Source organism: Psychrobacter sp. APC 3281, from assembly GCF_030407815.1.
Lineage (GTDB): Bacteria > Pseudomonadota > Gammaproteobacteria > Pseudomonadales > Moraxellaceae > Psychrobacter.
In genome coordinates, this window is the sequence record NZ_JASDCS010000006.1 from 156,134 (window position 1) to 180,286 (window position 24,153).

The 24,153-nt window shown below is 42.1% G+C and carries 18 protein-coding genes; 10 read left to right on the forward strand and 8 right to left on the reverse strand.

Annotated elements, in window-relative coordinates; all coding sequences use genetic code 11:
* Positions 1 to 43: 43 nt before the first annotated feature.
* Positions 44 to 898, reverse strand: a complete 855-nt coding sequence (locus QL886_RS06205; protein WP_290178023.1) for a DsbC family protein — start codon at positions 896 to 898, stop codon at positions 44 to 46.
* 404 nt (positions 899 to 1,302) lie between these two features.
* Between QL886_RS06205 and QL886_RS06210 the strand changes: the two genes are divergently transcribed.
* Entirely contained in the window at positions 1,303 to 2,244 is a 942-nt protein-coding gene (locus QL886_RS06210; RefSeq protein WP_290178024.1) for a DUF808 domain-containing protein, read from the forward strand.
* 116 nt (positions 2,245 to 2,360) lie between these two features.
* On the opposite strand, the gene QL886_RS06215 is transcribed toward QL886_RS06210, so the two are convergent.
* Complete coding sequence (locus QL886_RS06215; protein WP_290178025.1) at positions 2,361 to 6,536, reverse strand: Rne/Rng family ribonuclease; 4,176 nt, start codon at positions 6,534 to 6,536, stop codon at positions 2,361 to 2,363.
* 1,190 nt (positions 6,537 to 7,726) lie between these two features.
* Between QL886_RS06215 and QL886_RS06220 the strand changes: the two genes are divergently transcribed.
* Both QL886_RS06220 and QL886_RS06225 read left to right on the forward strand, forming a co-directional pair.
* Complete coding sequence (locus tag QL886_RS06220) at positions 7,727 to 8,737, forward strand: RluA family pseudouridine synthase (RefSeq protein WP_057758235.1); 1,011 nt, start codon at positions 7,727 to 7,729, stop codon at positions 8,735 to 8,737.
* Positions 8,738 to 8,870: 133 nt separating this feature from the next.
* Positions 8,871 to 9,578: an HAD-IA family hydrolase gene (locus QL886_RS06225; RefSeq protein WP_290178026.1), complete on the forward strand. Its 708-nt coding sequence runs from the start codon at positions 8,871 to 8,873 to the stop codon at positions 9,576 to 9,578.
* 123 nt (positions 9,579 to 9,701) lie between these two features.
* Here QL886_RS06225 and yihA read toward each other — a convergent pair whose 3' ends face one another.
* The gene (yihA, locus tag QL886_RS06230) at positions 9,702 to 10,457 is read right to left on the reverse strand and encodes a ribosome biogenesis GTP-binding protein YihA/YsxC (protein ID WP_290178027.1); all 756 of its coding nucleotides are present in this window, start codon (positions 10,455 to 10,457) and stop codon (positions 9,702 to 9,704) included.
* A 404-nt stretch (positions 10,458 to 10,861) separates the two neighbouring features.
* Between yihA and QL886_RS06235 the strand changes: the two genes are divergently transcribed.
* The 4 genes from QL886_RS06235 to QL886_RS06250 all read left to right on the forward strand — a co-directional run bounded on the left by QL886_RS06235 (position 10,862) and on the right by QL886_RS06250 (position 14,018).
* Positions 10,862 to 11,197, forward strand: coding sequence for a c-type cytochrome (locus tag QL886_RS06235; protein WP_290178028.1), 336 nt, complete (start codon positions 10,862 to 10,864; stop codon positions 11,195 to 11,197).
* A 318-nt stretch (positions 11,198 to 11,515) separates the two neighbouring features.
* Positions 11,516 to 12,184 carry a c-type cytochrome gene (locus QL886_RS06240; RefSeq protein WP_101205531.1) on the forward strand — a complete coding sequence of 223 codons (669 nt, stop codon included), beginning with the start codon at positions 11,516 to 11,518 and terminating at the stop codon, positions 12,182 to 12,184.
* A gap of 341 nt (positions 12,185 to 12,525) precedes the next feature.
* A complete protein-coding gene (locus QL886_RS06245; protein ID WP_290178030.1) occupies positions 12,526 to 13,659 on the forward strand; it encodes a hypothetical protein in 1,134 nt (377 codons plus the stop codon).
* Complete coding sequence (locus QL886_RS06250; RefSeq protein ID WP_290178031.1) at positions 13,647 to 14,018, forward strand: RnfH family protein; 372 nt, start codon at positions 13,647 to 13,649, stop codon at positions 14,016 to 14,018. Before QL886_RS06245 ends, QL886_RS06250 begins: the two co-directional genes overlap by 13 nt.
* Positions 14,019 to 14,052: 34 nt before the next feature.
* Here the strand turns inward: QL886_RS06250 and bamE are convergent, their stop codons facing one another.
* Positions 14,053 to 14,472: an outer membrane protein assembly factor BamE gene (gene bamE / locus QL886_RS06255; protein ID WP_290178032.1), complete on the reverse strand. Its 420-nt coding sequence runs from the start codon at positions 14,470 to 14,472 to the stop codon at positions 14,053 to 14,055.
* A gap of 317 nt (positions 14,473 to 14,789) precedes the next feature.
* Here bamE and fur point away from each other — a divergent pair, with 317 nt between their 5' ends.
* The gene (gene fur / locus QL886_RS06260; RefSeq protein WP_057758249.1) at positions 14,790 to 15,224 is read left to right on the forward strand and encodes a ferric iron uptake transcriptional regulator; all 435 of its coding nucleotides are present in this window, start codon (positions 14,790 to 14,792) and stop codon (positions 15,222 to 15,224) included.
* Positions 15,225 to 15,352: 128 nt separating this feature from the next.
* Here fur and QL886_RS06265 read toward each other — a convergent pair whose 3' ends face one another.
* Both QL886_RS06265 and QL886_RS06270 read right to left on the reverse strand, forming a co-directional pair.
* Positions 15,353 to 16,474, reverse strand: a complete 1,122-nt coding sequence (locus QL886_RS06265) for a PilT/PilU family type 4a pilus ATPase (RefSeq protein WP_191114665.1) — start codon at positions 16,472 to 16,474, stop codon at positions 15,353 to 15,355.
* 132 nt (positions 16,475 to 16,606) lie between these two features.
* On the reverse strand, positions 16,607 to 17,662 hold the full coding sequence (locus tag QL886_RS06270) for a type IV pilus twitching motility protein PilT (RefSeq protein ID WP_179798169.1): 1,056 nt from the start codon (positions 17,660 to 17,662) through the stop codon (positions 16,607 to 16,609).
* 335 nt (positions 17,663 to 17,997) lie between these two features.
* On the opposite strand from QL886_RS06270, the gene QL886_RS06275 reads away from it, so the two are divergent.
* Entirely contained in the window at positions 17,998 to 18,714 is a 717-nt protein-coding gene (locus tag QL886_RS06275) for a YggS family pyridoxal phosphate-dependent enzyme (protein WP_290178033.1), read from the forward strand.
* Between the two features lie 46 nt (positions 18,715 to 18,760).
* Here the strand turns inward: QL886_RS06275 and QL886_RS06280 are convergent, their stop codons facing one another.
* Positions 18,761 to 20,035 carry a hemolysin family protein gene (locus QL886_RS06280; RefSeq protein WP_290178034.1) on the reverse strand — a complete coding sequence of 425 codons (1,275 nt, stop codon included), beginning with the start codon at positions 20,033 to 20,035 and terminating at the stop codon, positions 18,761 to 18,763.
* A gap of 213 nt (positions 20,036 to 20,248) precedes the next feature.
* Positions 20,249 to 21,940 (reverse strand): NAD+ synthase, encoded by a 1,692-nt coding sequence (locus tag QL886_RS06285; protein ID WP_201548552.1) that lies wholly within the window; start codon positions 21,938 to 21,940, stop codon positions 20,249 to 20,251.
* 859 nt (positions 21,941 to 22,799) lie between these two features.
* Here QL886_RS06285 and QL886_RS06290 point away from each other — a divergent pair.
* Positions 22,800 to 23,927, forward strand: coding sequence for an AI-2E family transporter (locus QL886_RS06290; protein ID WP_290178035.1), 1,128 nt, complete (start codon positions 22,800 to 22,802; stop codon positions 23,925 to 23,927).
* The last annotated feature ends 226 nt before the right edge of the window (positions 23,928 to 24,153 follow it).

Consider the following 24,153-nt stretch of genomic DNA (forward strand, 5'->3'; position numbering starts at 1 on the left):
ATTAGTTACTAATATGAGTCACTAATACTGGTAATTTATACGATTAGTTAGCACCTACTGCTTGTGCCAATTCTGCTGCAGGTAAATAACCACCTACTTGTTGTCCTGTTTCGGTAAACACCGCAGGCGTACCGCGCACACCAAGTCTCGACCCTAGAGCCATATGTTCTTGTACAGGGTTGGCACAGCTAGGGGCTTGTACATTGGCACCGATTTTTGCTTGATCCATCGCAGCTTTACGATCCTGACTACACCAGATAGCTTCCATCTTTGGTACAGACTCTTGACTGCGTGGCCATGCCAGATAACGAACCTCGATACCGCGCGCATTGATATCATCCATTTCTGAATGTAGTTTGCGACAGTAGCCACAGTCTGCATCGGTAAAGGCGTAAATAACGGCCTTGGTTTCGCCTTTTGCTGGATAAATCACCATGTCTTTTTTATCGACGGCTTTTAGCGCTTCTTGTGCTGTCGTAGCAACCAATGCAGCACTGATATCAACCGGAGCGGCATCACCCACAGCAATGATCTGACCTTGAATAATATGCTTGCCAGCTTTATCAGTAAAGAAAGAAGGTAGACCTTCAGCGGTCACCCAATAAATACCATCCATATCTGTCGGTACAGCTGAAACGATAGTTTCCTCGATACCAGAGCTTTTTAGGTTCGCCTGTAATGCCTTCACCACGGTTGCATCATTACCAGCTGAGGGATTAGTAGAAGTGGCTTTTGTCTGTGCAGCGTTTACAACACTGGTATTGCTGGTTGCATCAGCGGCATTGTTTGAGCAGCCAGCAGCGATACCAACTAACAGTGCACTCATCATAAAACGAGATAGAATGGTACGAGAAAGAGGATTACGCAAAGTGGGGGTTTTGATAGTGGGGAACGGCATACGGGTTTCCTATAGGCGTCGCGCCTAATCATGAGTTCGTTATAAAAACGCTATAAACTTTTCTATATAGTAATGTGTCTTGGCAGTGTTTTAAAGGTCTAACATTGAAGAAGTTCTTATAACTTATTGATAATAAAAGATAGGTAATAACAGCCTTCATATTACCATATTTACGCCAAATAATAGCAAAGGGAAGGCAGCCAAGAAGTATCAATAAAGCCAACTTTAAAGAATAGCTATCAACATAAATTCAAAAAACAAGATACATTTGTGCTATTTAACATAGTTGCTTGAACTTGTAGTCTAAGGCTAATCGCATTGTTTTTATAAAAATCTATATAAAATGCGTTGTATAAACCATTTGAGAACGACTTACTTTAACAAATTTGCTTTAAGGAGCACACATGGCAGGTGCCAGTTTATTAACCTTACTCGATGACATCAGCGTTTTAATGGATGATGTGAGCGTCATGACCAAAGTTGCCGCCAAAAAAACCGCGGGCTTAGTTGGTGATGATTTAGCACTCAATGCCGAGCAGGTCACAGGGGTTAAGCCAAATCGTGAGCTCCCCGTCATTTGGGCAGTAGCCAAAGGCTCTGCCGTGAACAAAGTGATTTTAGTACCAGCAGCGCTATTGATCAGTTATTTTATACCGTGGTTGATTACTCCGCTATTGATGATCGGAGGGTTGTACCTGAGTTATGAAGGGGCTGAAAAGGTCATTCACAAGTTTTGGCCGAAGTTGTTGCCTCATGATGAAGAGCAAAATGCCCGCTTAAAGGCTAACGCAGATGAGTCGGTAGATTTGGTCGCGTTTGAAAAAGACAAAATCAAAGGTGCCATACGTACCGATTTTATCTTGTCAGCTGAGATTATTGTTATCTCTTTAGGCGCAATTACAGCAGCTGGTGGCGATATTGTCCAAAAAGGCATCGTACTTTCGATAGTGGCTGCTGTCGTGACTGTCAGTATTTACGGCTTAGTTGCAGGCATCGTAAAGATTGATGATGCAGGTCTGCACTTGATTGAAAACTCACAAGCAGGTGATAGTAAGCGCAAGTTTGGCGAGTTTATGCTTGCAGCTGCGCCAAAGCTTATGAAGTTTTTATCCATAGCGGGCACGATTGCGATGTTCTTGGTGGGCGGCGGTATTATCGTTCACGGTATCGGCTTTTTGCATCACAGTGTAGAAGATATTGCTCATCTTACTGGGGTATTTGAAGGGTTAACCGCGTCATTGTTAAATGGATTGGTCGGACTGATTGTTGGCGCTATTGTAGTAGCTATTGTTACTACTATTGGTAAAATCCGTGGTAAAGATGACACAGCGTCTTCTGCACACTAAGCTTATCTGCTTTTTATTGTCTCTCGTTTGAATTAGCAAGTAAGTTTGACTGTATTAAAATAAAAAGCCCCAAAGCTACGAATAGCTTTGGGGCTTTTACGTTTGAGTTTATGTAACTAGCTATCGCTATCTGTATCATCAGATGCGAGCTTTTCAGCCTGCGTCGGCTTCTTATGCTCCGTCTTAGGCTTACGACTGCGCGCCTTTGGTACTTTTGGCGTAGTCAGATTAAACATACCGGTCTGTGGTAGCAATTGCTCAGCCACATTTTCGATCATGTTTTTATAGCTGGCTATGGTCGTCTTAGACTTAGCTGCTTGACTATCATCTTTGCTAGCCTCTTTAGTATCTTCTACTACTACCGATTCAGTCGTCTGCTCAGTCTCTGCAGCTATGTTTTCTGAAGCATCTTCTACCACACTGACAGTTTGCTCTGTAGAGATTTCGACTTCTGCATCCTTAGCTTCTGACTGAGCGCGCTCGACTTCTAGCAAGTGCTCACTATCAGCACTGACGTTTTCTGTCTGTGTCTGATTGGCGAGGGCAGTTGCTTCAACGTCATGCGCATCGACTTCGCTATCGGTTTCGGTTTGCTCGACGATAGCTTGTTCAGCAGGTACGCTCAATACAGCTGGTTCCTGATAATCAGGATGCTGACCACGTGGATCATTGCTAGCACGCTTAGTGATAGCACGTGGCTCAACGTCTGTCTTACCTTGCGCGGCTGCGAATTGACTGACCGCTTGGGTCATCGATTCAAAGCGTGCAAGGTAGTCGGCAGCCAATGGTTGATAGCCATAGTTGCTAAAGTCAAAGCTCTGGCTAGCAGCATCAGAGCTATTAGCAGTACTCTGAGATTGCTCATTATACAAAGCAATAGTCGCGATAAAGCAGTTGATAATGCCTTCTTCCGCTAAGCGCGTTTGCGCTTCTGGTAGCGTGGCACGAATAAACTCACCAACCGTACCACGTATTGCTGACACATTAGTAGCAGCTGGCTTGTCCGCTTGAGTGGCTTGCTGAGCGAGTACTACACGTGGATCGTTACTTGCTTGCCCAAATTTCTCAGCAGTCACATAACGTGCGCCAAATAGTGCTTCATGGGTTAGCTCAAGTGCTGAGTTACTCACATTACTTGTGCTTGCACTATTACTATCAGCCTGAGTATTTTGAGCTTCATCACTCTTACTCACATTTTCAGCAGTCCTGGTTTCCTGCTGTTTTGGAGTCTGAGTTTCTTTAGCTTCTTCTACGTCAGTAGTTACCGACGTTGGAGCTTCCGCTTTACTTTCGGTGTTACTCGTAGAGGTCGATTGAGCTTCTACAACTACAGGTGCTTTTTTCTCTTCAGCAGCCTGCTCATGCTTAGGTACATCTTTTTGTACCTTAGCTTGTACGGTAGATGCACGCTTATCATCATTTACCTGATTAGCATGGGTTTCCACCGTACTTTTTGCATTATCACTTTTCTTATCAGCGTTCGGAGCACTGGTGTTCTGCTTATCAGTGCTCTGCTCATTGCTACTATGCTTATCAGTAGGTTTTTGAGCAGCTGTTTCGTTTGAATGCTCATCTTTTGCTACGTTATTTGTCGCGCTTCGCTGCTCACTAGGCTGAGTTTTGGCCTGTGTAGATTTGCTATCATCTAAAGATAGATGCACCACTTCAGGCGCTTTTAGCTCAGTTGGCGCTTCATTAACCTGTAGCACGACCTCGTTAGGGTCTTGATTGCGACGTGCACTATGTTGATTTTTGCTACTGGCAGCATCGTTGTTTCTAGCGTTCTGCTGTTTGCTCTGTTTAACGTTGTCTGCCGTGAGTGTCTCACCGCGCTCTAGCTTACCGCGTGAGCCGCGTTGGCTATGCGATTTACGCTTAGTACGAGTTTGCTCATCTGCTTTAGAGCTGTTTTCGTTATCAGCATCATTGCGCTCACTTGCGTTACGATTGCTGTTCTGTTGATTGCTATCTTGGCGGTTATTACGATTGCGATCGTTCGTGCGTCTATTATCATGCTGACGCTTGTCTTGCTGTCTTTGGTCTTGAGTATCAGACGATTTGTCATCAGCATTGTTTGAGTTAGTACTTTCTGAGCTACTGTTTACGTTGCCAGCAGTCTCGTCAGTTGCCTCTTTTCTTTGACGCGGCTTAGAAGATCTAGACTTACGCGGCTTACGTCTTCTTCTGTCTTCATTGCTGCTGTCGTCAGTATCGTTGTCATTACGACGCGCCTGTTGACGATTAGCGTTGTTATCTGACTGTTGGCTTTCGTTTTTCTGACTGTTGCTTTGTTGAGTTGGCTGCTCACTAGTTGTTGCAGCGGCACTATTCAAGGCATTGCTATCAACTTGACCAAACGAGCCTAAGCTTTGCGCGCCCGTGTTTACTAGCGCCTCGATTGCTTCAGCGGCATCTCGGCTACTGACACTAGGCGTCGTAGTGGCTTGCGGTGCTTGAGCAAATAGGTTTGATAACCACGCAACGGCTTTTGGTTGGGCAGTAGTTTCAACACTCTGTGTTTGCGGCGCTATTGGAGCGGCAACACTAGCGGTTTTATTAGCTTGCGGTGCATGTGCAGGCGACACGTCGTTGGTATTTTTATGATTACGACGATCATTGCTATGATTTACCGTATCGTTCTGTGCTTGCGTGGCTGCATTCGGCTGAGTGTTTGAGCGGCTCTGCTTATCATCTGTATTTTTACGAGGTTGGCGAGTAGGCTGCTGTTCAGGACGCTCTTTTTCAGCAGTCTGCCAGTCAACGTTGTAGCCAAGGTCACTGTGCTCTTGTTGCTGAGTATCAGTGATACGCTCATAGCTTGATGGAGCAAAGCCATCACGGTTGAAGTGAAGCTTGAAGTTTGGTGATTCTAAATGCGCATGTGGCAAAATAGTGATACGCGTGCCACTGTCTTGCTCAAGATAAACCAAGCTGTCGCGCTTTTCATTTAATAAGAATGCAGCGATGTCTGTTGGGACTTCTGCTTGTACTTCACCTTGGCGTTCTTTAAGGGCGATTTGCTCAATTTGACGCATGATAGATAGTGACAATGAGCGCAAGTCACGAATCATACCGTTGCCGTGACAACGTGGGCAGATATAGCCAGTTGACTCTTCCAATGAAGGACGTAGACGTTGACGGCTCATTTCCATTAGACCGAACTTAGAAATATCACCAAATTGAACACGTGCACGGTCATATTTGGTCGCATCAATTAGACGTTTTTCTACTTCTTTTTGGTGCTTGTTGTCATTCATGTCAATGAAATCAATGACAATCAAACCACCCATATCACGCAAACGAAGCTGACGAGCAATCTCATCAGCTGCTTCTAAGTTGGTATGGTAAGCAGTCTCAGCAACGTCTGAACCTTTGGTTGACTTAGCTGAGTTAATGTCGATAGAGACTAGTGCTTCTGTTTGGTCAATAACGATTGAACCACCTGAGGGCAGACGAACTTCACGCTGATAAGCGGTTTCGATTTGTTTTTCGATATTGAAACGCGAAAACATCGGTTCATAATCGGTATATTTGCGTAGCTTTTCGGCTTGTTTTGGCATTACCGCATCGATAAACCCAGCCGCTTCAATGTAAGCGTTTTCGTTATCAATCCAAATCTCAGCGATATCATCGCGAAGATAATCACGAACGGCACGTGTGACAACGCCCGCTTCTTGGTGAACCAAGCGCGGTGAAGGGTATTTTTGGTTTTGTTCTTGAATGGCTTGCCAAATGTTGAGCAAGTGGTTTAGATCGTGCTGCAAGTCTTCTTGCGTTTTACCAATACCAGCAGTACGAATGATGACACTCATACCTTTTGGCAAATCAAGATTGCTCAGCATACGTTTCATGTCTTCGCGCAGTTTGCCTGAGATTTGACGTGAGATACCACCGCCGCGAGGGTTGTTTGGCATCAATACTAGGTAGCGACCGGCTAATGACACATACGTCGATAGGGCAGCGCCTTTATTGCCGCGCTCTTCTTTTTCGACTTGGACGATTAGCTCGTCGCCTTCTTTGATCAGTTTTTTGATGTTTTCGTCACGTGGGTTGCCGCTTAGGTATTCAGCAGAGATTTCACGAATCGGCAAAAAGCCTTGACGCTGAGAACCGTATTCGACAAATACTGCTTCAAGCGATGGCTCGACGCGGGTCACGTGGCCTTTATAGATATTAGATTTTTTTTGCTCGCGAGTACGGTTTTCTAGATCGAAATCGTACAGATGATTGCCTTTACATAAGGCGACACGAATTTCTTCGTTTTGAGTGGCGTTGATCAAAATGCGTTTCATATTTGTATCCTATGAGTACGCATGACAACGATAAGACAGTCTTTAGGACATAGTGGCAAGTGTGGCTAATATTGTGATTAGCGTGTGTAGATGTTCATTAACGGTAGAACGTAAATCGTAGGTTTCATAAAGCACATGGGCTTTTTCAATGGCTTCTTTTTTTACCTGAAGTAATGAGCGGTGCTCACGTTAATATCAGTAATATAGGGTGTAAGGCTATGGTACTTATATTTTATCATTAGTAAACTTGGTACATATATGATTGGGTCAGCGAGTCAAAGCGCTCTTATTCTCAGTACGTTCTATTGGTAGTGATTTCAGCGCACGTTGTAAGCGTGGGCGAGGGTCAGTTACAGTTCTAAAAAATACTGATATTAAAAAGGCGTGGTGCTGTTGCCATTCATCCATCAAAGTCTAACAATAATATCGCGGTCATGATTGCTACTATATAGTGGCGTCATTCAGCGTTTGTTTGTTCAGGCGAAGCAATTGGTTACTCTTTGTTTATCGTTCTTTGTATAACGTCAATAATATCTTGGGTGTCTCAAGGTTAGGTGTCGCAGCTTTTGTTATCAGCGGGGCGTACTTGGCAAACAGAGTAATGGACCAGCTTGTCAGCGTGGTATCGTATTTACATTGTTATCGTCATCTGTTTGACCACCAATACTTAGGCAGCTATCGATATACTTTTCGATCCTAACGCTAAACTACCCATACTTGCTCAACTATGCTGGCATAAAGAACCATCAGATAAATAGTCATTAAATAATGATTGATTATCGAGTACGGTCGTTGTCATGCAATTAGTGAGTCAGTGTTGTGTTGTAATCGGTTAATAAGCTGATTTATTATCAGCGTTATTAACGCGATGGTATTTAGTGTCACTATTTATTTTATGGTACCGAATAAGATTCAGTACAGTATTTTTAATTTATAGGGCTATATTTGGTAAGTAATACCTCTAAATAAATAACGCGCCCTAAAATCAGATGAAACGTGTCAGGTCAGCAGGATAAATAGTGTCAACCTCTTTACTGGCAAGTAGTAGAAAACTGACAAGCAATAAAACGGTGGTCAACTATTTGTAACAACAATGATTATTGCTGTCGCCTCTGCTTAATTGTCGCTCAACATGCTAAACTATAGCAAATCTTTGTGTAAATACCTAACTAAAAATGACAAACTCAAAAATGACTGACGACGCTACTACCCATGAAGCCCCTGCTATTTTTAATAGCAAAACACGCCCACAAAGCGCTGACGATGAGATTAGCAACTTCGGTAAGGTGAACTACCTCGAAGTAACGCGCCATCAACACGACCAGCGTTTGGATAACTTTTTGTTAAACCGTTTAAAAGGTTTGCCAAAATCACATATCTATAAAATGATTCGCTCAGATGAGATACGCGTCAATAATAAACGCTGTAAAGCACACGATAGAGTGCAGCGTGAAGATGTGGTACGTATTGCCCCTGTAGAGCTAGCAACGCGCGAAAAACCAATTATTAGTACCGAGTTCGCCAAAAGCTTGCTGGCTCGCGTGGTCTATGAAGATGACGGTTTGCTAGTGCTAAATAAACCTTCTGGTATCGCTGTGCATGGCGGTAGCGGCTTGGACTTTGGGGTTATCGAAGCCATGCGTGAAGTGACGGGTAAAAAGTACTTAGAGCTGATCCATCGCATCGACAAAGACACATCAGGGCTACTGATGATTTCCAAAAAACGCTCAACACTTAAAGTGTTGCAGCAGCACTTGGTAGATAAGACCATTCAGAAGCACTATCTATGTCTTGCCAAAGGACAGCCTGCGCTTAATGAGCAGCGTGTCAATGCGCCATTACTAAGATATACACTTGCCAGTGGTGAACGCCGAGTGAAAGTAGATAGCCAAGACCCTCAAGCGAAAGAAAGCCAGACTGATATTATTATTCATGATCGCTTTACGATTAATAGTCAGCCAGTCAGCTTGATTGAAGCCAAGCCATTGACCGGTCGCACTCATCAAATCCGTGTGCATTTGGCGCATATCGGTCATGCTATCTTGGGTGATGACAAATATAACGTCCATGATAAATCAGGTGTCCATCGTCTGTGTCTCCATGCATGGCGCTTAGACATCCCAGGCTACAAGACTATTACTGCGCCATTGCCAGACGATATGGCAGATTGGCTACCAGAAACAACGAAATTGCCTGAATAGTTTTTCAGAATAAGTTCTTAAACCAAACTATTTTCGTATTTTCCTAAACGTCACGATATCTTATTTTTACGAATAAGCCACCGTGACGTTTTAGTATCTGCTATTTATTATTGTTATTCATTAAGGTAAATCCATGACCAAACCAGCTACAATTTCAGAACGCATCATAAATACTCAACCATCAGCAGAACACAATCTGACTGATAAGACGTTGATTATTTTTGATTGGGACGGCACGCTAATGGATTCAATCGGCCTAATTGTTGATTCTATGCATGTGGCTGGCGAAGCACACGGGTTTAAGACGACTGATAAAGCCGTAAAAGATATCATTGGTCTGAGTTTAATGAATGGGATTAAGATTTTATATCCGCAGGCAAACGATGCGCAATTGATTGAGATTCAGCAAACCTATGCAGAGTACTATATTGCAAATAGTCACAGTACACCGCTCTTTGAACCGATAGAGCGTATGTTGCAAACTTTGCAGCAGCAAGGCAAAACGCTCGCCGTAGCAACGGGTAAAAAAAGAAAAGGGCTAGATCGTGTATTAGATGCTTCAGATAGCCATGATTATTTTACGATTACGCGTTGTGCTGATGAGTCAGGCTCAAAACCTGATCCGCAGATGTTGACCGATATCTTGGAGTACACACAGCAGCAGGTTTCTAATGCTGCGTTTATCGGTGACAGTATCTATGACATTCAAATGGCAACAGCATTAGGCATGACCAGTATAGCGGTGAACTATGGTACGGCAACGAGTGCAGAGCTTGCTGAGCAAAATCCAACCTACCAAGTTGATACTCCACATGCGCTAGTGGATTTGCTATGCGGGTAGAGCTACTTTTATAATCCTCGTTATTTTTATAGCATACCGATGATAATAATGAGTGAATAAACAGGCAATAAAAAAGGGTTTATCGTAATAGCGATAAACCCTTTTTATTAAAGACAACGATATTTATTTGTTTTCTTGATCAACGCTCTCTTTTTCAATAGCGTCTTCTAACTCAGCGCCTTCTAGCAATGCAAAAGATGACTCAATGATTTTGTCTGCATCAAGCTGATACTCATACCAGTTGCCCATTATTCCAGCCAACTCATCGAGACCTTCTTTTCTGAGCGCCGAAAACAACTGAATAGTACAGTTTAAGCCCAGTTTTTTCAAGCGTTTACGAGTCTCAAGGAGGGCGTTCTTAGAAGCACCGTACTTCAGTTTATCTGCTTTGGTCAGCAAAATATGTACTGGTAGCTCACCATCGTTTGCCCAGTGTAGCATCTGCTCATCAAAAAACTTAAGTGGATGGCGAATATCTGTCATCAGTACCAGACCTGCAAGGCTCGAACGTGATACCAAGTATTCTTCTAGCTCAACCTGCCATTCTTTTTTCATCTCTAGCGGAACAGCTGCATAGCCGTAACCAGGCAAATCGACCAAACGTCTGTCAGTATCACCGATACTAAAAAAGTTAATCATCTGCGTGCGTCCAGGTGTCTTAGACGAGCGAGCCAATTGACGCTGATTGGTTAAGGCGTTGATGGCTGATGATTTGCCAGCGTTTGAGCGACCTGCAAAAGCGACTTCCAATCCCATGTCAGGCGGACAGAGACGAAAAGTAGGTGCTGACATCATAAACTCAGTTTGCTGAATTTTCTGACGAGATTTGGTGTTGAACAAGGCATGTTCAGCGGCGACATCGTTAAACGGGGTACTCATAAATGGCTCATTAATCTTAAAAAATTGGATGCGATTATAAAATTTTAGTCAGCTGATGATACAAGTCATCGGTGCGGTCAAGTAATTGATCAAGCGATAGGTAAATCAAGTTAAAAGGCAGTTCTTTATCAATACAGTTATGTGCAAATCATAAAAGTAGCTATTTAATATTACTAGCTATTCTATACTATTCCGTGTCTTACTTATTGAAATAACTGCGATTAGCATCATATAAATAGTAGGATAACATTAAAGTTGGTTAGTCATTAAGACAAGTTCTCAGCTTTAACAAAGCCATATCCAAATTCTCTATGTTTATATGACATATATTGTTACAATGTTTAATGAAGGATGTTTAATAGAACGATTGATGAGACACGTGAAATATCACGAGGAGGTGCTCTATGTTTTCAATCAGTGAACTTCTTAGCACGAGTTATCGCGCTATAACGGCTAGCAGTGCTGCACTATTATTAAGTGGCATTATGATTAGCAGCGCAGGTGCGGCAGATATCGCCACTACCTATAATAACTCATGTGCAGCCTGTCACGATAGTGGCGCGTTAAATGCCATCAAAAAAGGTGATAGTGCCAAGTGGCAACAGCTGATTAAACAAAAAAGTATGCCGACGCTTATCAAGTCTGTCAAAGGTGGTATGCCACAGATGCCAGCAGGTGGTCTCTGCGACAAATGTAGTGATGACGACTATCGTAAACTTATCGAGTATATGAGCAAATAATCGACTTATAAATATCATTTGAACATATAAAATAAAGCGCTGGGTTAACAACCTATCTGCGCTTTTTGTTTTTGCGTCATATTGTATATTGTGTTGCCAGAAAACTGATGGATACTATGATTAAGTAGGCAAATGATACAAAGTCTTGCTATAATAATCGAAAATAAACCCTGATGTTAGTAAGTACTTTCAGACTGCTTGTGTCCAAGACCTCAAAATATACGCCATTCTCATGATTAAAGAGACGGCTATATCAGGTATCTTACCAGTGCAATCACTCTAAATAATGCTTACGCCGAGCTAGTAGGATTTGTATCAATGAAAAAGTTAATCGCTGCTGCCAGCTTATGCGTTGCAAGTTTCAGCGTACAAGCTGCTATTATTGTTCCTGAATATGACGTCAATGCAGGTCAAAAAGTTGCAGAAACCGTTTGTGCCGCTTGTCATGGTCTTAATGGCGTCAGCATTGTTCCTGCACAGCCAAACCTTGGCGGCCAAAACGTAAAGTACCTATATAAACAGCTAGTCAACTTTAAAGCAGGTTATCGCAAAAACGGTATCATGCAGTCACAAGTTGCTAATCTGTCTCAGCAAGACCTAGCCAACGTAGCAGGTTATTACGCCAGTCAAGCGCCTTGGGGCGTTGGCTACGGCAATCCTGCAACCAACCAAGAAGCGACTAAGCTATTCTTGGGCGGTGATAAGTCGCGCGGTGTTATTGGTTGTGCCGGCTGTCATGGTCCAGATGCTGCAGGTAACACTTGGGCTGCATTTCCAAAGCTAGGCGGACAGCACGCTCAGTATATTGCTACTCAGCTAAAACTATTCCGTGCCGCTGGACGTGTTGATGATATCGATAGCGATGATCAAAAACGAGTCAATGATGCAGCCAAAGAAGGCGAGATGGGTATGATGCAAACGGTTGCATCGAAACTATCAGATCGTGACATTCGTATCCTGTCAGACTATGTAAGTGCTATTCACTAATTAAGTCGCACTGATTCAGTATCTGATACATGCTTTGCGTTGCATAGAAGGCCATTGAGTATTGAATCGCATATTGATTATATCTGAATGACTAAACCCCGATTTCGGGGTTTTTTTATAACTGTTTGTCCCTTATATTAAGACAGTATTTAGATGAATTCATTTACAGAAGCCCATCGTTGCTCTGTATAATTATAAATTATCGTTATTCACTTTATACCAATTTTCAAAATATGGTTAGCCGTCTCAAACATGTTCAGTCTACCATGCGTGGTACTTGCACTTGTTTTGTTTGCTAGTCCAGTTTTTGTAAATGGTATTAGATCGTTTGGATTGAAATTATGATGATCCGTTATGCTTCTTATTTTATCGCGGCGCTACTACCGTTACTGCTATTTCGTTGGTTTGCACCTGCGTCAATTGGTGAGATTGACTTTTGGTTACTATGGTTATTAGCCATGGTATTGGTTGCACTGCCAGTCATTTACGCTGAGATAGCGTTGGCCTATCGCAGTGTCGAAGGCCCTCTAGCGGGTATGCAAAAGCTCACTCGTGAAGCAGATGTCAGTCCGATATGGCGCAGCTTTGGTTGGTTAGCGGCGCTGGTCTCTATTGTGATTGCAGCGTTGGTTATATCTGGCGCAAGTACGGGTATATTGTCTGCATTAACTGAGCTAAATAGCGTACCCGATGTGCCTAGCTTCGCAGTGGCTGCAGGACTGATGGTCATCGCGGTACTCTTAAGCTTACTGGGTGTTACGCCTCTACCTATTGGTTTGGGTTTGATGGTAATAGGGTTGCTGCTAGGGTTCGCAAACGGTGTGCCAAGTGCTGGTTTTGCTATGACTGATGTCAGTTTGACGGAATGGGCTCGCGCAGTCGCGTTAGCATTAGTGAGTGTTGGTGCGGGTACAGGCTTATACTGGTTCGGTCAGAACTTGGTGAGTAAGCAGACCGTCACAGCAGTAGAAGCAAACAGTCAGCAAGTAAAAAACAGAGCGGCTACTCGTGAGTACCGTGCAACCAAGTTAGTGTTACCGATTTGGATATTGCAACTGCTGATAGGAGTAGTGGCTTTATTTACTAGTGGTATGTCGTTACCGCCGATTGGACAGCTGTTATATTGGGGCGGGGTGTTATTTGTAGCCAGTTACTTGCTACATTACAGCACGCAACAGTTAACGCATAAATTTGGATTATTAATTAGTTTGATAATCACTTTTGCTGTAGCGTTACTATTAGTGGTTGCGATTCCGACAGCATGGTTAGTTAGCATCTTGGTCATTATTAGTAGCATTGCTGTACTATTATTATCAGTATTTGCGGGTTGGCAGATGAAAATCAGCCATCTACGCAAGTCGTTAAATTTCAGCAATGAAGCAGTTTATAACTTGTGGCGAGTGGCGATACGTTTAGTCGTACCATTAGCATTGCTGCTAGCATTAATAGGTTGGGTGATGCAGTGGTTGAGCTAACAGTCGAAGGTCGTGACAGCAGTGTGCCACAGTCTACGCAAGCCAATCTAATGACAGTATATCTGGCGTATGCTGAAGATGAGCAGCGCCAGCATTATCTAGCTTTGCAGGTTAAACAAGGTACTAGTTCATATGAAGCATTAGCGCAAGCGGGATGGCTTGAGAAATTTGCAGAACTGGCAGCGTGGTGTGAGCAAGTAATAGATATCACCACGCCAACTGCGAAACGTTGGCATGTGGGTATTTATGCACAGAAACAGCCATTAAGCTATTTGCTACAGCCTTTTGATCGTATCGAGGTATATCGCAGTTTAAGCGCTGATCCTATGTCTCAGCGCAAAAATAAATCTCGTAGCTAAACCATTAACTATCTAAGCTAATAGGTTTCGCTAACTATGACGCTGGCAGACTCTCAATACCTTCGATGCGCGTGACCAAACCATTATCATCAAAGTAAACAACTAAATGCTGGCTAGCGTTTTTGACATCTGCGATGCCTTTACGGCTACCTTCAGTACCTGCTTTGTAGTCATAGATATAATCCCAGCGGTTAGGCTCAAGCGTATCTCGAATCGCAGGGCTACCAAGAGTATAAAGAACTTGGTTTTGATTCATACCCACTTTTAGCTTTTGAGCTTGGGTTTGAGTAATCGCTGTGCCTTGTGGCAAATCAATCTTATAAACACTCAATAATGAGCAGCCAGACATAGCAACAGTAGCGCTAAGCATACTGGTGATAACGATCTTACGTAATGCGCTTGTGTGGCTTAACGGACGGAAATTTAATGTCTTTATCATGGTAAGATGACTCATAAGAAATGAATTAGGTGTGGTCAGCGTTAGGTCGTACCAGTCTGACCGACAATCTTGGACAAATGATACGTCATTTACTTGCAATTGCCTACCACTTACGACATTATTTACCAAACACAATCTGAATAGTTAGATTAATTATATTTTAAATTCATAGGCTTGCATCTCGATATTTAGAAAAGAATAAGAGAGATGTCAGCGCAATTTTCATCAGTTTATTATTAATCATTTACTTTATATTAAATAAAAATAATCTTTGTTGATTATTTATCTCATATTTTCTATTTGTTAAGACTGTCACAGTCAAAAGGGATATTATGGCTTCTTTTACCAATCAAGATTTACGTAGAGCAGGACTCAAGGTCACGTTACCTCGTATCAAAATTTTAGAGCTATTAGAAAGCGCAGAGCTGCATCACATGAGTGCAGAAGAAGTGTACAAGGCGCTTATCGAGCAAGGTGAAGACGTAGGTCTTGCCACTGTATATCGTGTCCTAACACAGTTTGAGCAAGCAGGTATTGTTGAGCGTCATAACTTCGAAAACAATCTATCTGTATTTGAGATTACCCAAGAAGAGCATCACGATCACCTAGTTTGTGATGTGTGTGGCAAAATTATAGAGTTTCATAATGAAGTCATTGAAGAAGAACAACTAAAGGTGGCAGAAAAACATGGCTTTAAACTTTCTGGGCATTCTCTCGTGCTATATGGTATCTGCGCGGATCAAGCCTGTAGAGATAGCGCGAAGTAATTATCTAGCGTATAAGTAGAAACACTTATTGCTATCAGTACTACGATATCGAACAATAAAAGAAGCCCTCGTTATAAATAATGAGTGTTTCTTTTTATATGTCTATTATGCGTAGAAAGCGCAATAACTTAGCTTACATCTAACGATAAACTATCAGCACCTTCATCTAAATTAGCTTTACCGTTTTTGCTACTGAGCTTAATTTTGAGGCGTAGATCGTTAGGAGAGTCGGCATGTAGAATCGCTTCTTTATACGTTATCTCTCCTTGTTCGTACAAATCAAAAAGTGCCTGATCAAAGGTTTGCATGCCACTGTCTCGTGAGCGTGTCATCACATCTTTAATTTCATGAACTTCCCCTTTACGGATATAGTCACTGATCAGCTGCGAATTTAGCAAAATTTCGATAGCAGCACGTCTTCCTTTACCATCAGGTGTGGGGATAAGTTGCTGTGCGATAATAGCTCGCAAGTTCAACGACAAATCCATAAACAACTGGTTATGGCGACTGGTTTCAAAGAAGTGAATAATACGGTCAATTGCTTGGTTCGCATTGTTTGCGTGCAACGTTGCAAATACTAAATGACCTGTTTCTGCGTACTGGATAGCGTAGCTCATGACTTCACGGTTACGAATCTCGCCAATTAAGATGACATCGGGTGCTTGGCGTAGCGTATTTTTTAGGCCTGCTTCAAATGAATGGGTATCGATACCAACTTCACGCTGGGTAATAATACAGCCGCGATGTTTATGAACAAACTCAATAGGGTCTTCTATCGTAATAATATGACCATGAGAGTTTTGATTGCGATGTCCTATCATTGCTGCAAGGGTAGTGGATTTACCTGTACCCGTTGCGCCAACTAATAGAATAATACCGCGTTTTTTCATGGCCAATTCTTTTAGCGCTGGCGGTAAACGTAACTCTTCAACCGTTGGAATATTATTTTCAATTTTCCGTAAAATCATTCCTGCCATGTCGCGTTGTACAAATGCACTGACTCGAAAGCGAGCTTGCTGTGCTTCATCAGAAATGGCAAATTGACATTCATTGGTTTCTTCAAACTCTTTTCGTTGGCTTGGCGTCATCACACCTTTGACCAATCTCATGGTCTGCTCAGCACTTAAAGGTGTTCTACCGACAGGTAAAATTTTTCCATTCACTTTCATGGAAGGTGCTACGTCAGCAGTAATAAAAAGGTCAGAGCCATTTTTGCTGATCATTAACTGTAATAGTTTATCAATGTCCATATCGCACTTGTACCAGATGTAAGCCAATTAAAATCATATTTTAAAAACGTCAATAAAAAGTAAGAAAGTAATTACAGAGACCATGAGTTGTTTGTTATTTTTGATGGTATCTGTCAATACTATCTGTCAGTACTATAAAAATGCCTCAGGCTGCTTGGCATAAGGACGTGCAACATCCTTACTAATAGTTCCTTTACTTACCAAGTTCTTTAACGTCTGATCAAGGGTAATCATGCCATCGCCTGCACCTGTTTGGATAGCAGAGTACATTTGGGCAATTTTGTTCTCACGTATTAAGTTACGGATAGCAGGTGTACCTATCATGATTTCATGGGCGGCTATACGTCCACCTACTTGACGACGCAACAATGTCTGTGAAATAACAGCTTGCAACGACTCGGATAGCATAGCGCGGATCATATCTTTTTCAGCGGCAGGGAATACATCAATAACACGGTCAATCGTTTTAGCCGCTGAGCTGGTATGCAAGGTGCCGAACACTAAGTGACCAGTCTCTGCTGCTGTCAGTGCCAAGCGGATAGTCTCAAGGTCACGTAGCTCACCAACTAAGATGACATCGGGATCCTCACGTAGGGCAGAGCGCAATGCTGGCTCGAAACCCAAAGTATCACGGTGTACTTCACGCTGGTTGATCAAGCTTTTCTTAGATTGATGCACGAATTCAATCGGGTCTTCGATAGTTAAAATATGCTCTTTACGGCTTTCGTTAATATAGTCAATCATCGCCGCAAGTGTTGTTGACTTACCCGAGCCTGTTGGGCCCGTAACCAATACCACGCCACGCTTAAAGTCTGAAACGCGTCTAAAGACATCGCCCATACCTAAGTCTTCCATCGTTAATACTTTAGAAGGAATGGTACGAAATACAGCACCTGCACCGCGATTTTGATTAAAAGCGTTGACACGAAAACGTGCTAGATTAGGAATTTCAAAAGAAAAATCCGTTTCAAAAAACTCCTCAAAGTCGGCACGTTGCTTATCATTCATGATGTCATAAATAAGCTGATGCACAACCTGATGGGTCATCTCTGGCATATTGATACGGGTCATTTCACCATCGACACGTATCATGGCCGGCATACCTGCTGAAATATGTAAATCTGACGCCTTATGCTTAACCGTAAAGCGCAGCAAGTCTTCGATATTAAGGTTATTCTTTTCAGCCATAATTTGATATTCCTATCACTTAGTCTAGGTAAGACAAAACACTATAAAAGTACGTGGTAAACTATCTATCGATAATTCCATAAATAACGATAAGAAGCTCATCAGTACAGGTCTTTATCATCACTAGCATATTCAGTAGCATATGTTAAAGCATGTAACAATATCATAACAAGACTATGAGTATTTAACCATCTACTAAATTAAGAAAAATAGAACTGGATCGTTTTAAAATAAGTCTTATAGGAACTATTTCTAATTTACTTTTAAAAATCGGATAGTTATGTTTTTTCTATAATAAAAATTTCAAAAAATTAATCAAGTAATAAGGGCAGAATATGAAGGAAATGAATGGCAATATTGATGAAGTGACACTTATCGATAACTGGCAACAAGTTAGTAAGCAGATGAAGCAAGCGTGTGATCATGCTGACAGACAGGCTGATAATGTTATGCTGCTGGCTGTTTCGAAAACGAAACCTGCCGATATGATCGCAACTTTAGCAGCTCAAGGGCAGCGCGATTTTGGTGAAAACTATCTACAAGAGGCCATCGAAAAAATTACTGAACTTAAAGCGCAGTCTGTAGGCGAGAGTATCGTTTGGCATTATATCGGTAGTATCCAACGTAATAAGACACGTGACATTGCAGAGCACTTTGATTGGGTGCAAACGGTTGAGCGCGATATCATCGCCAAACGCTTGAACGACCAACGACCAGCTGACCTGCCACCATTGAATGTGTTGATCCAACTAAATATCGATAATGAAGACAGCAAGTCAGGATGTCTGCCAGCCCAGTTGCCAGAGCTGATAACAGCGATTAAAGGCTACGAGCGTCTACAGTTACGTGGTCTGATGATTATCCCTGCTAAGGCAAATACAAATGCCTTTGCTCGAACTAAGCAGTTGTTTGAAAAGGTCAAAGCCGATTGTCCAGAATTAAATAATTGGGATACGCTTAGTATGGGTATGAGTGGTGATATGGCAGAAGCGATAGAAAACGGCACAACGATGGTACGTGTCGGCACCGCTATCTTTGGTCAACGTGCTTAAAACCATATGAGTAGGCTAGTTAGGCATCCTTTAACTAGCCAGTAAATTAAATGACATCTTCTAATTTAGTGACTAGCATCTGCGTGATTTTAAGATTATCAGTCGCAATAATCTCAAATCGATAATTGGCATATTCAATCGTATCGGTCTTCTTAGGAATTTTTCGGAGCATATACATCATAAATCCACTGATAGTCTCGTAATTTTGATTGCGTGGTAAGTCGACAATATCTAATGCACGAATCACATCTTCGATAGGGGTCATGCCATCGATTAACCACGAGTTGTCAGTGCGCTGGACGATAGGTTGTTCCTCGAGCGTTACCAGCTCACCCATCACAATGCTCATCACGTCCTTTAAGGTGATAACACCAACGACTAGGGCGTATTCATTCACGATGACCGCAAAATCAGCGCCAGTGGATTTAAACATCTCTAATACTTCAAACAAAGACAACGTATCAGGCACGAAAAGTGCTGGTTTTAATAGAGTCTTGTTCGTTAAGCTAACTTCTTGTTGGTTCAAAACCAACGCTAAAAAGCTACGAGATTCCACATAACCAACGATATGTTCTAAATCATCATCATGGCAGACCAAGAACTTATTGTGTGGCTGCTCAATCATGATATTCACGACTTCTTCGGTACTTGTCTTGGTATCAAAGTAAACGATATTTTCTCGAGGATTCATCACTGAGGTGACGGTACGCTCTTGCATATCAAAGATATTTTCGATCAAGTGATGCTCTTGCTTCTTTAGTACACCCGCTTCAGCCCCAGCATCCATCACTGCATAAATATCTTCTGGTGTCATGTCATCTTGACGTATGGTTGAGATGCCAAAAAGCTTAAACAGGATATTTGCAGCCCCATCGAACACCCATATAATAGGCTTTAGTATGAATATCAACAACATCATCGGGCGTACGAGCCGTACCGCTATCGTCTCAGCATTTGACATGGCTAAACGCCTAGGCATTAGATCAGCAAGTAGTGAAAACAAACTGGTTATAAGTACAAATGATATAACCGATGCTATCGTTTCACTATTCAATAACTGCTCGAGATAAGGACTGATGGCTGACTCACCCACGGCACCAGCTGAAATAGCGACCGCATTTAGTACTATTTGTACGACGGTGATAAAACTACCAGGGTGCTCTTGCATATTAAGCACATCAAGTGCGCGAACATCGCCTTCTTTTGCCATGATTTGGAGCTTGATTTTGCGTCCTGCGGCTATGGCAATCTCGGCAGCAGAGACAAAGGTACTTAAGGCAAGCAGTAAAAGAAGAAAGACACTAGCGGTTAGCAAACTCATGACGTACTCGAAAAAGAAATAAAGATAATTAAGGCAAAATAGTTGTTGAAACTGTGTGGAAAAGAATATGGCTAGGTGTAAAAATTGTTGGTGGATAAAAACCAAAAAAGCTGGGCAAGCACCCAGCTAATAGTAAAAATTTGATATCTTGTAAAACTGGCTAACTAGCACCTCTCAACTTATAGATAGTAGAAGTTGAGAGGTATGTAGTAATTAACCTTTGATTGACCACTTATTAACCAATGGATAACGGCGCTCACGTCCAAAAGCTTTATGGCTAATCTTAGTACCGATAGGAGATTGCAGGCGTTTATATTCGCTGTTGTCTACCATTTTGATGACTTTAGCGACCATCTCAGCATCAAAGCCTTTATCAATAATTTCTTGATAGCCCATATCTTCATCGATATATGACGTCAAGATACCATCTAACACATCGTAGTCAGGTAAGCTGTCTTGATCTTTTTGATCTGGACGTAATTCAGCTGATGGTGGACGGGTAATAACACGCTCAGGAATGACAGGCGTATCTTCTAAACGGTTACGATAGCTCGCCAATTTATAAACTTGAGACTTGTATACGTCTTTTAATACGTCAAAGCCACCAGCCATGTCGCCATATAGTGTTGAGTAACCAACTGCCAATTCTGACTTGTTACCAGTCGTAATAACTAAATGACCGAATTTATTAGACAATGCCATCAAAATAACACCACGAGCGCGCGCTTGGATGTTTTCTTCGGTCGTGTCCGCTGGCGACTTATTGAATAACGGTGCTAGCGTATGACGGATGCCTTCGACAGCGTCAAAAATAGGGCAAACGGTATAAGAAACATTTAAGCGGCGCGCCTGTGCTTGAGCATCTTCTAGACTGATTTGAGAAGTATACTCGTATGGCATCATGACCGCATATACCTTGTCAGCGCCTAACGCATCAACAGCGATACAAAGTGTCAATGCTGAGTCAATACCACCTGACAACCCGACAATAATGCCAGAGAATCCTGAATGGTTGACATAGTCGCGTAGACCGACGACTAACGCCTGATACATTTCAGACTCGCGGCTCAAAGTTAGAGGCGCTTTGGTCTGCTCGTTAAACTTAGCAGTTTTTACATCTAACGTAGCCAGTAACAACTGATTCATAAAGCGCGGCGCTTCATGAGCAATGCTACCGTCAGCTTGTACAGCCATAGAGCCACCATCAAACACTAGATCGTCTTGCCCGCCCACTGCGTTGACATAGACGATAGGTAGTTTGTTTTCACGGCTACGCTTGGCCAGCATGGTTTTGCGATTGTCTTGCTTTTCAATTTCAAAAGGTGAAGCGTTTAAGCTTACGATTAAATCAGCACCTTGCTTTTTAAGCTCAGAGATAGGCCCTTTTTCCCACAAATCTTCACAGATAAGCAGACCAATAGTAATGCCTTTATAGTCAAATAAAACTTGATTACGACCTTTATCAAAATAGCGACGCTCATCAAACACGCCATAGTTTGGCAAAATCTGCTTATGGTAAAAGCCTTTTTGATGACCATTATGTAGAATGGCAGCAGAGTTAAAAGTACCGTGATGATCGACATGCGGATAGCCGACAATCATGACGATATCATCGATATCACTCAAAGTAGACAAAGCGCTCTTAACACGACCTGATAAGCTTGGACGTAGCAACAAATCTTGTGGAGGGTAGCCTAGTAGAGCTAACTCTGGGAATACGATTACGTCAGCACCTTGTTCGCGTGCTTGTAATGCTAGGGTACGCATTTTTTCGACATTGGTTGCGATATCACCGACCAAAAAATGTGATTGAGCTAAAGCAAAAGTGACAGTATCTTGTGGTTTATTGGTCTTACTGGCTTCGTTTGAGGTGTTAGAGTTGGGGTTATCAGTGTCTTTTGACATTGTTATTGTTCCTATCGATATATTATTAAAATTTGGTGTGTCTGTATTGATTTCAAATAAAATCAAAGTAAATCCGAAATTAACTCAAAACTGCGCTCTTGCATATCAAGCTCAAATATTGAGCTGATATGCTGAGTCTAAATCTCGTATAAGCCTTTATAAAAGACTTATGATTTTGCTCAAGTAACTCACTCTAAGTGATAGCGACACCCTAAAATTAGAACTTATGATAGTCTAAAAGAAGACGATATAAGCGGGTGTTGAAATCTGGCTCAGAGGATTCGATGTCTGTACGACGATGTAAATAAATATGTGCAAATAAACTTAACTACACTGAAAAGCTTAAAATAATTGCTTTAGTATAACATCAATTGTCGCGACAAATAGAACGCACCAGTGGATTCCCTTATAAGATAACAGTTTAAAAGCTGAACATAAAAGCAGTTTTCAATACATCATTTTTACACACTAAATTCATGCATTATGCGCTAGTCATTATCGTCGCCATCTAGTAAGCTTGCATAGACAAAGTTGTAAGTAAAGATTACAACAACGCGTTATATAATTCACACGCTTTATTGCATAATAAAGTGTGCTAACTGCATTTTTATTGTGTTATCTATGATAATAAATGGCTATGAATTTGTAGTATGGAGCTGAACACAGTCACACTATTTAACTGTCATACTATTTGATTGTCATATGACTTCATAAGCCCGACGCAATGCTTTTTTGTACGACTCGCAACTCTCGCTAATGGATATGGCTTACAGACAGTGTCTAAGAGCTGATATTCATCACACATTTATAAACTCGCCAGCAAAATTATCGTTTGCTGTCCGCTTTTGGTTTATACGCTATGATTGAAAACTGGACAAAAGAATTTATTATTCAGCGCTTATTGGCAATTACGTTGCTAGTGGTGCTATTCGTATTATGTTTTCAAGTGGTGCAGTTTTTTATTGTGCCAGCGCTTTGGGCAGCGATTTTGGCTTATGTAACTTTTCCTATTTATAATTTCTTTCATGAAAAAGTGAAGCTAAGCCCAGATTTTAGTGCCGCTATTATGACGGTGAGCATTTCACTGATAATAGGCGTGCCAGTGGTCATCGGTGTGTTTATCTTGCAGCAAGAAGCTTTGAGTTTAATCAGTAACTTAATCTATCGTATCAAGGTAGGTTACTTAGATGTACCTGACTCTCTCAAAGATTTGCCTATCATTGGTCAGCAAGTTAAAGACGTGCTGTGGCGTATTAACAAAAACCCAGAAGGGACGCTAGAAGCTTTTCGCATTTGGGTTCAGTCGCATTTATATTATGGCAAAATAGCATTTGATGTGGTGTTCAGTAGTTTGGCCAAACTCGGTATGGCGTTAATGACGCTTTTCTTCTTTTACCGAGATGGCACCAGTCTGGTTCGGCAGATTCGTCAAGCGCTGCGTAACATCATCGGCAATCGCATCGACGGTTACATCGATTCTGTGGGTACAACTACGCGTGCCGTGGTATACGGCATCGGGCTGACGGCATTGGCTCAGGCTTTATTGGCAGGTATCGGCTATTACTTCGCTGGTGCGCCAAGTCCTATCTTATTGACCATTGTCACGTTTATTATTGCCTTGATTCCCTTTGGTACACCATTCGTTTGGGGCGGTGTATCGATTTGGCTGTTGAGCCAAGGGCATACTGCAGAAGGTATTGGCTTAGCGCTATGGGGTGTACTGGTGATTAGCTGGGTAGATAATCTGATTCGTCCTATCGTCATTAGCGGCGCGACCAAAATTCCTTTTATCATTATTTTTATTGGTGTACTAGGTGGTCTAACAGCGTTCGGCTTTGTTGGTTTGTTTATCGGGCCTGTCGTGTTGGCTATCGGGCTTGCGGTATGGCGCGAGTGGATATCGCAGCATAAGAATGAGATATTTGCTCAGCAGGAGGTAATGCTTTCTGACTCTCGTGCGATAGATTCTGTGCACGAACCAGAATAACGAATCATTAGGGCGTGTCTTCAATTCACCCGATGGCCATCTAAATGGGCTAAAAATGGCTAAATTTTGCCAAACATCGTCAAATAGCTATTTAATATCCTGATATTATCTACGCTATTTTTCTTGTTTGACGGCAATTTATCTCATTTTTATCTCCATTTTTGAAATGAAGACACGTCCTAGAAAATACGATGTAAAAAATTATCGATAGAGATGGTGGCAAATG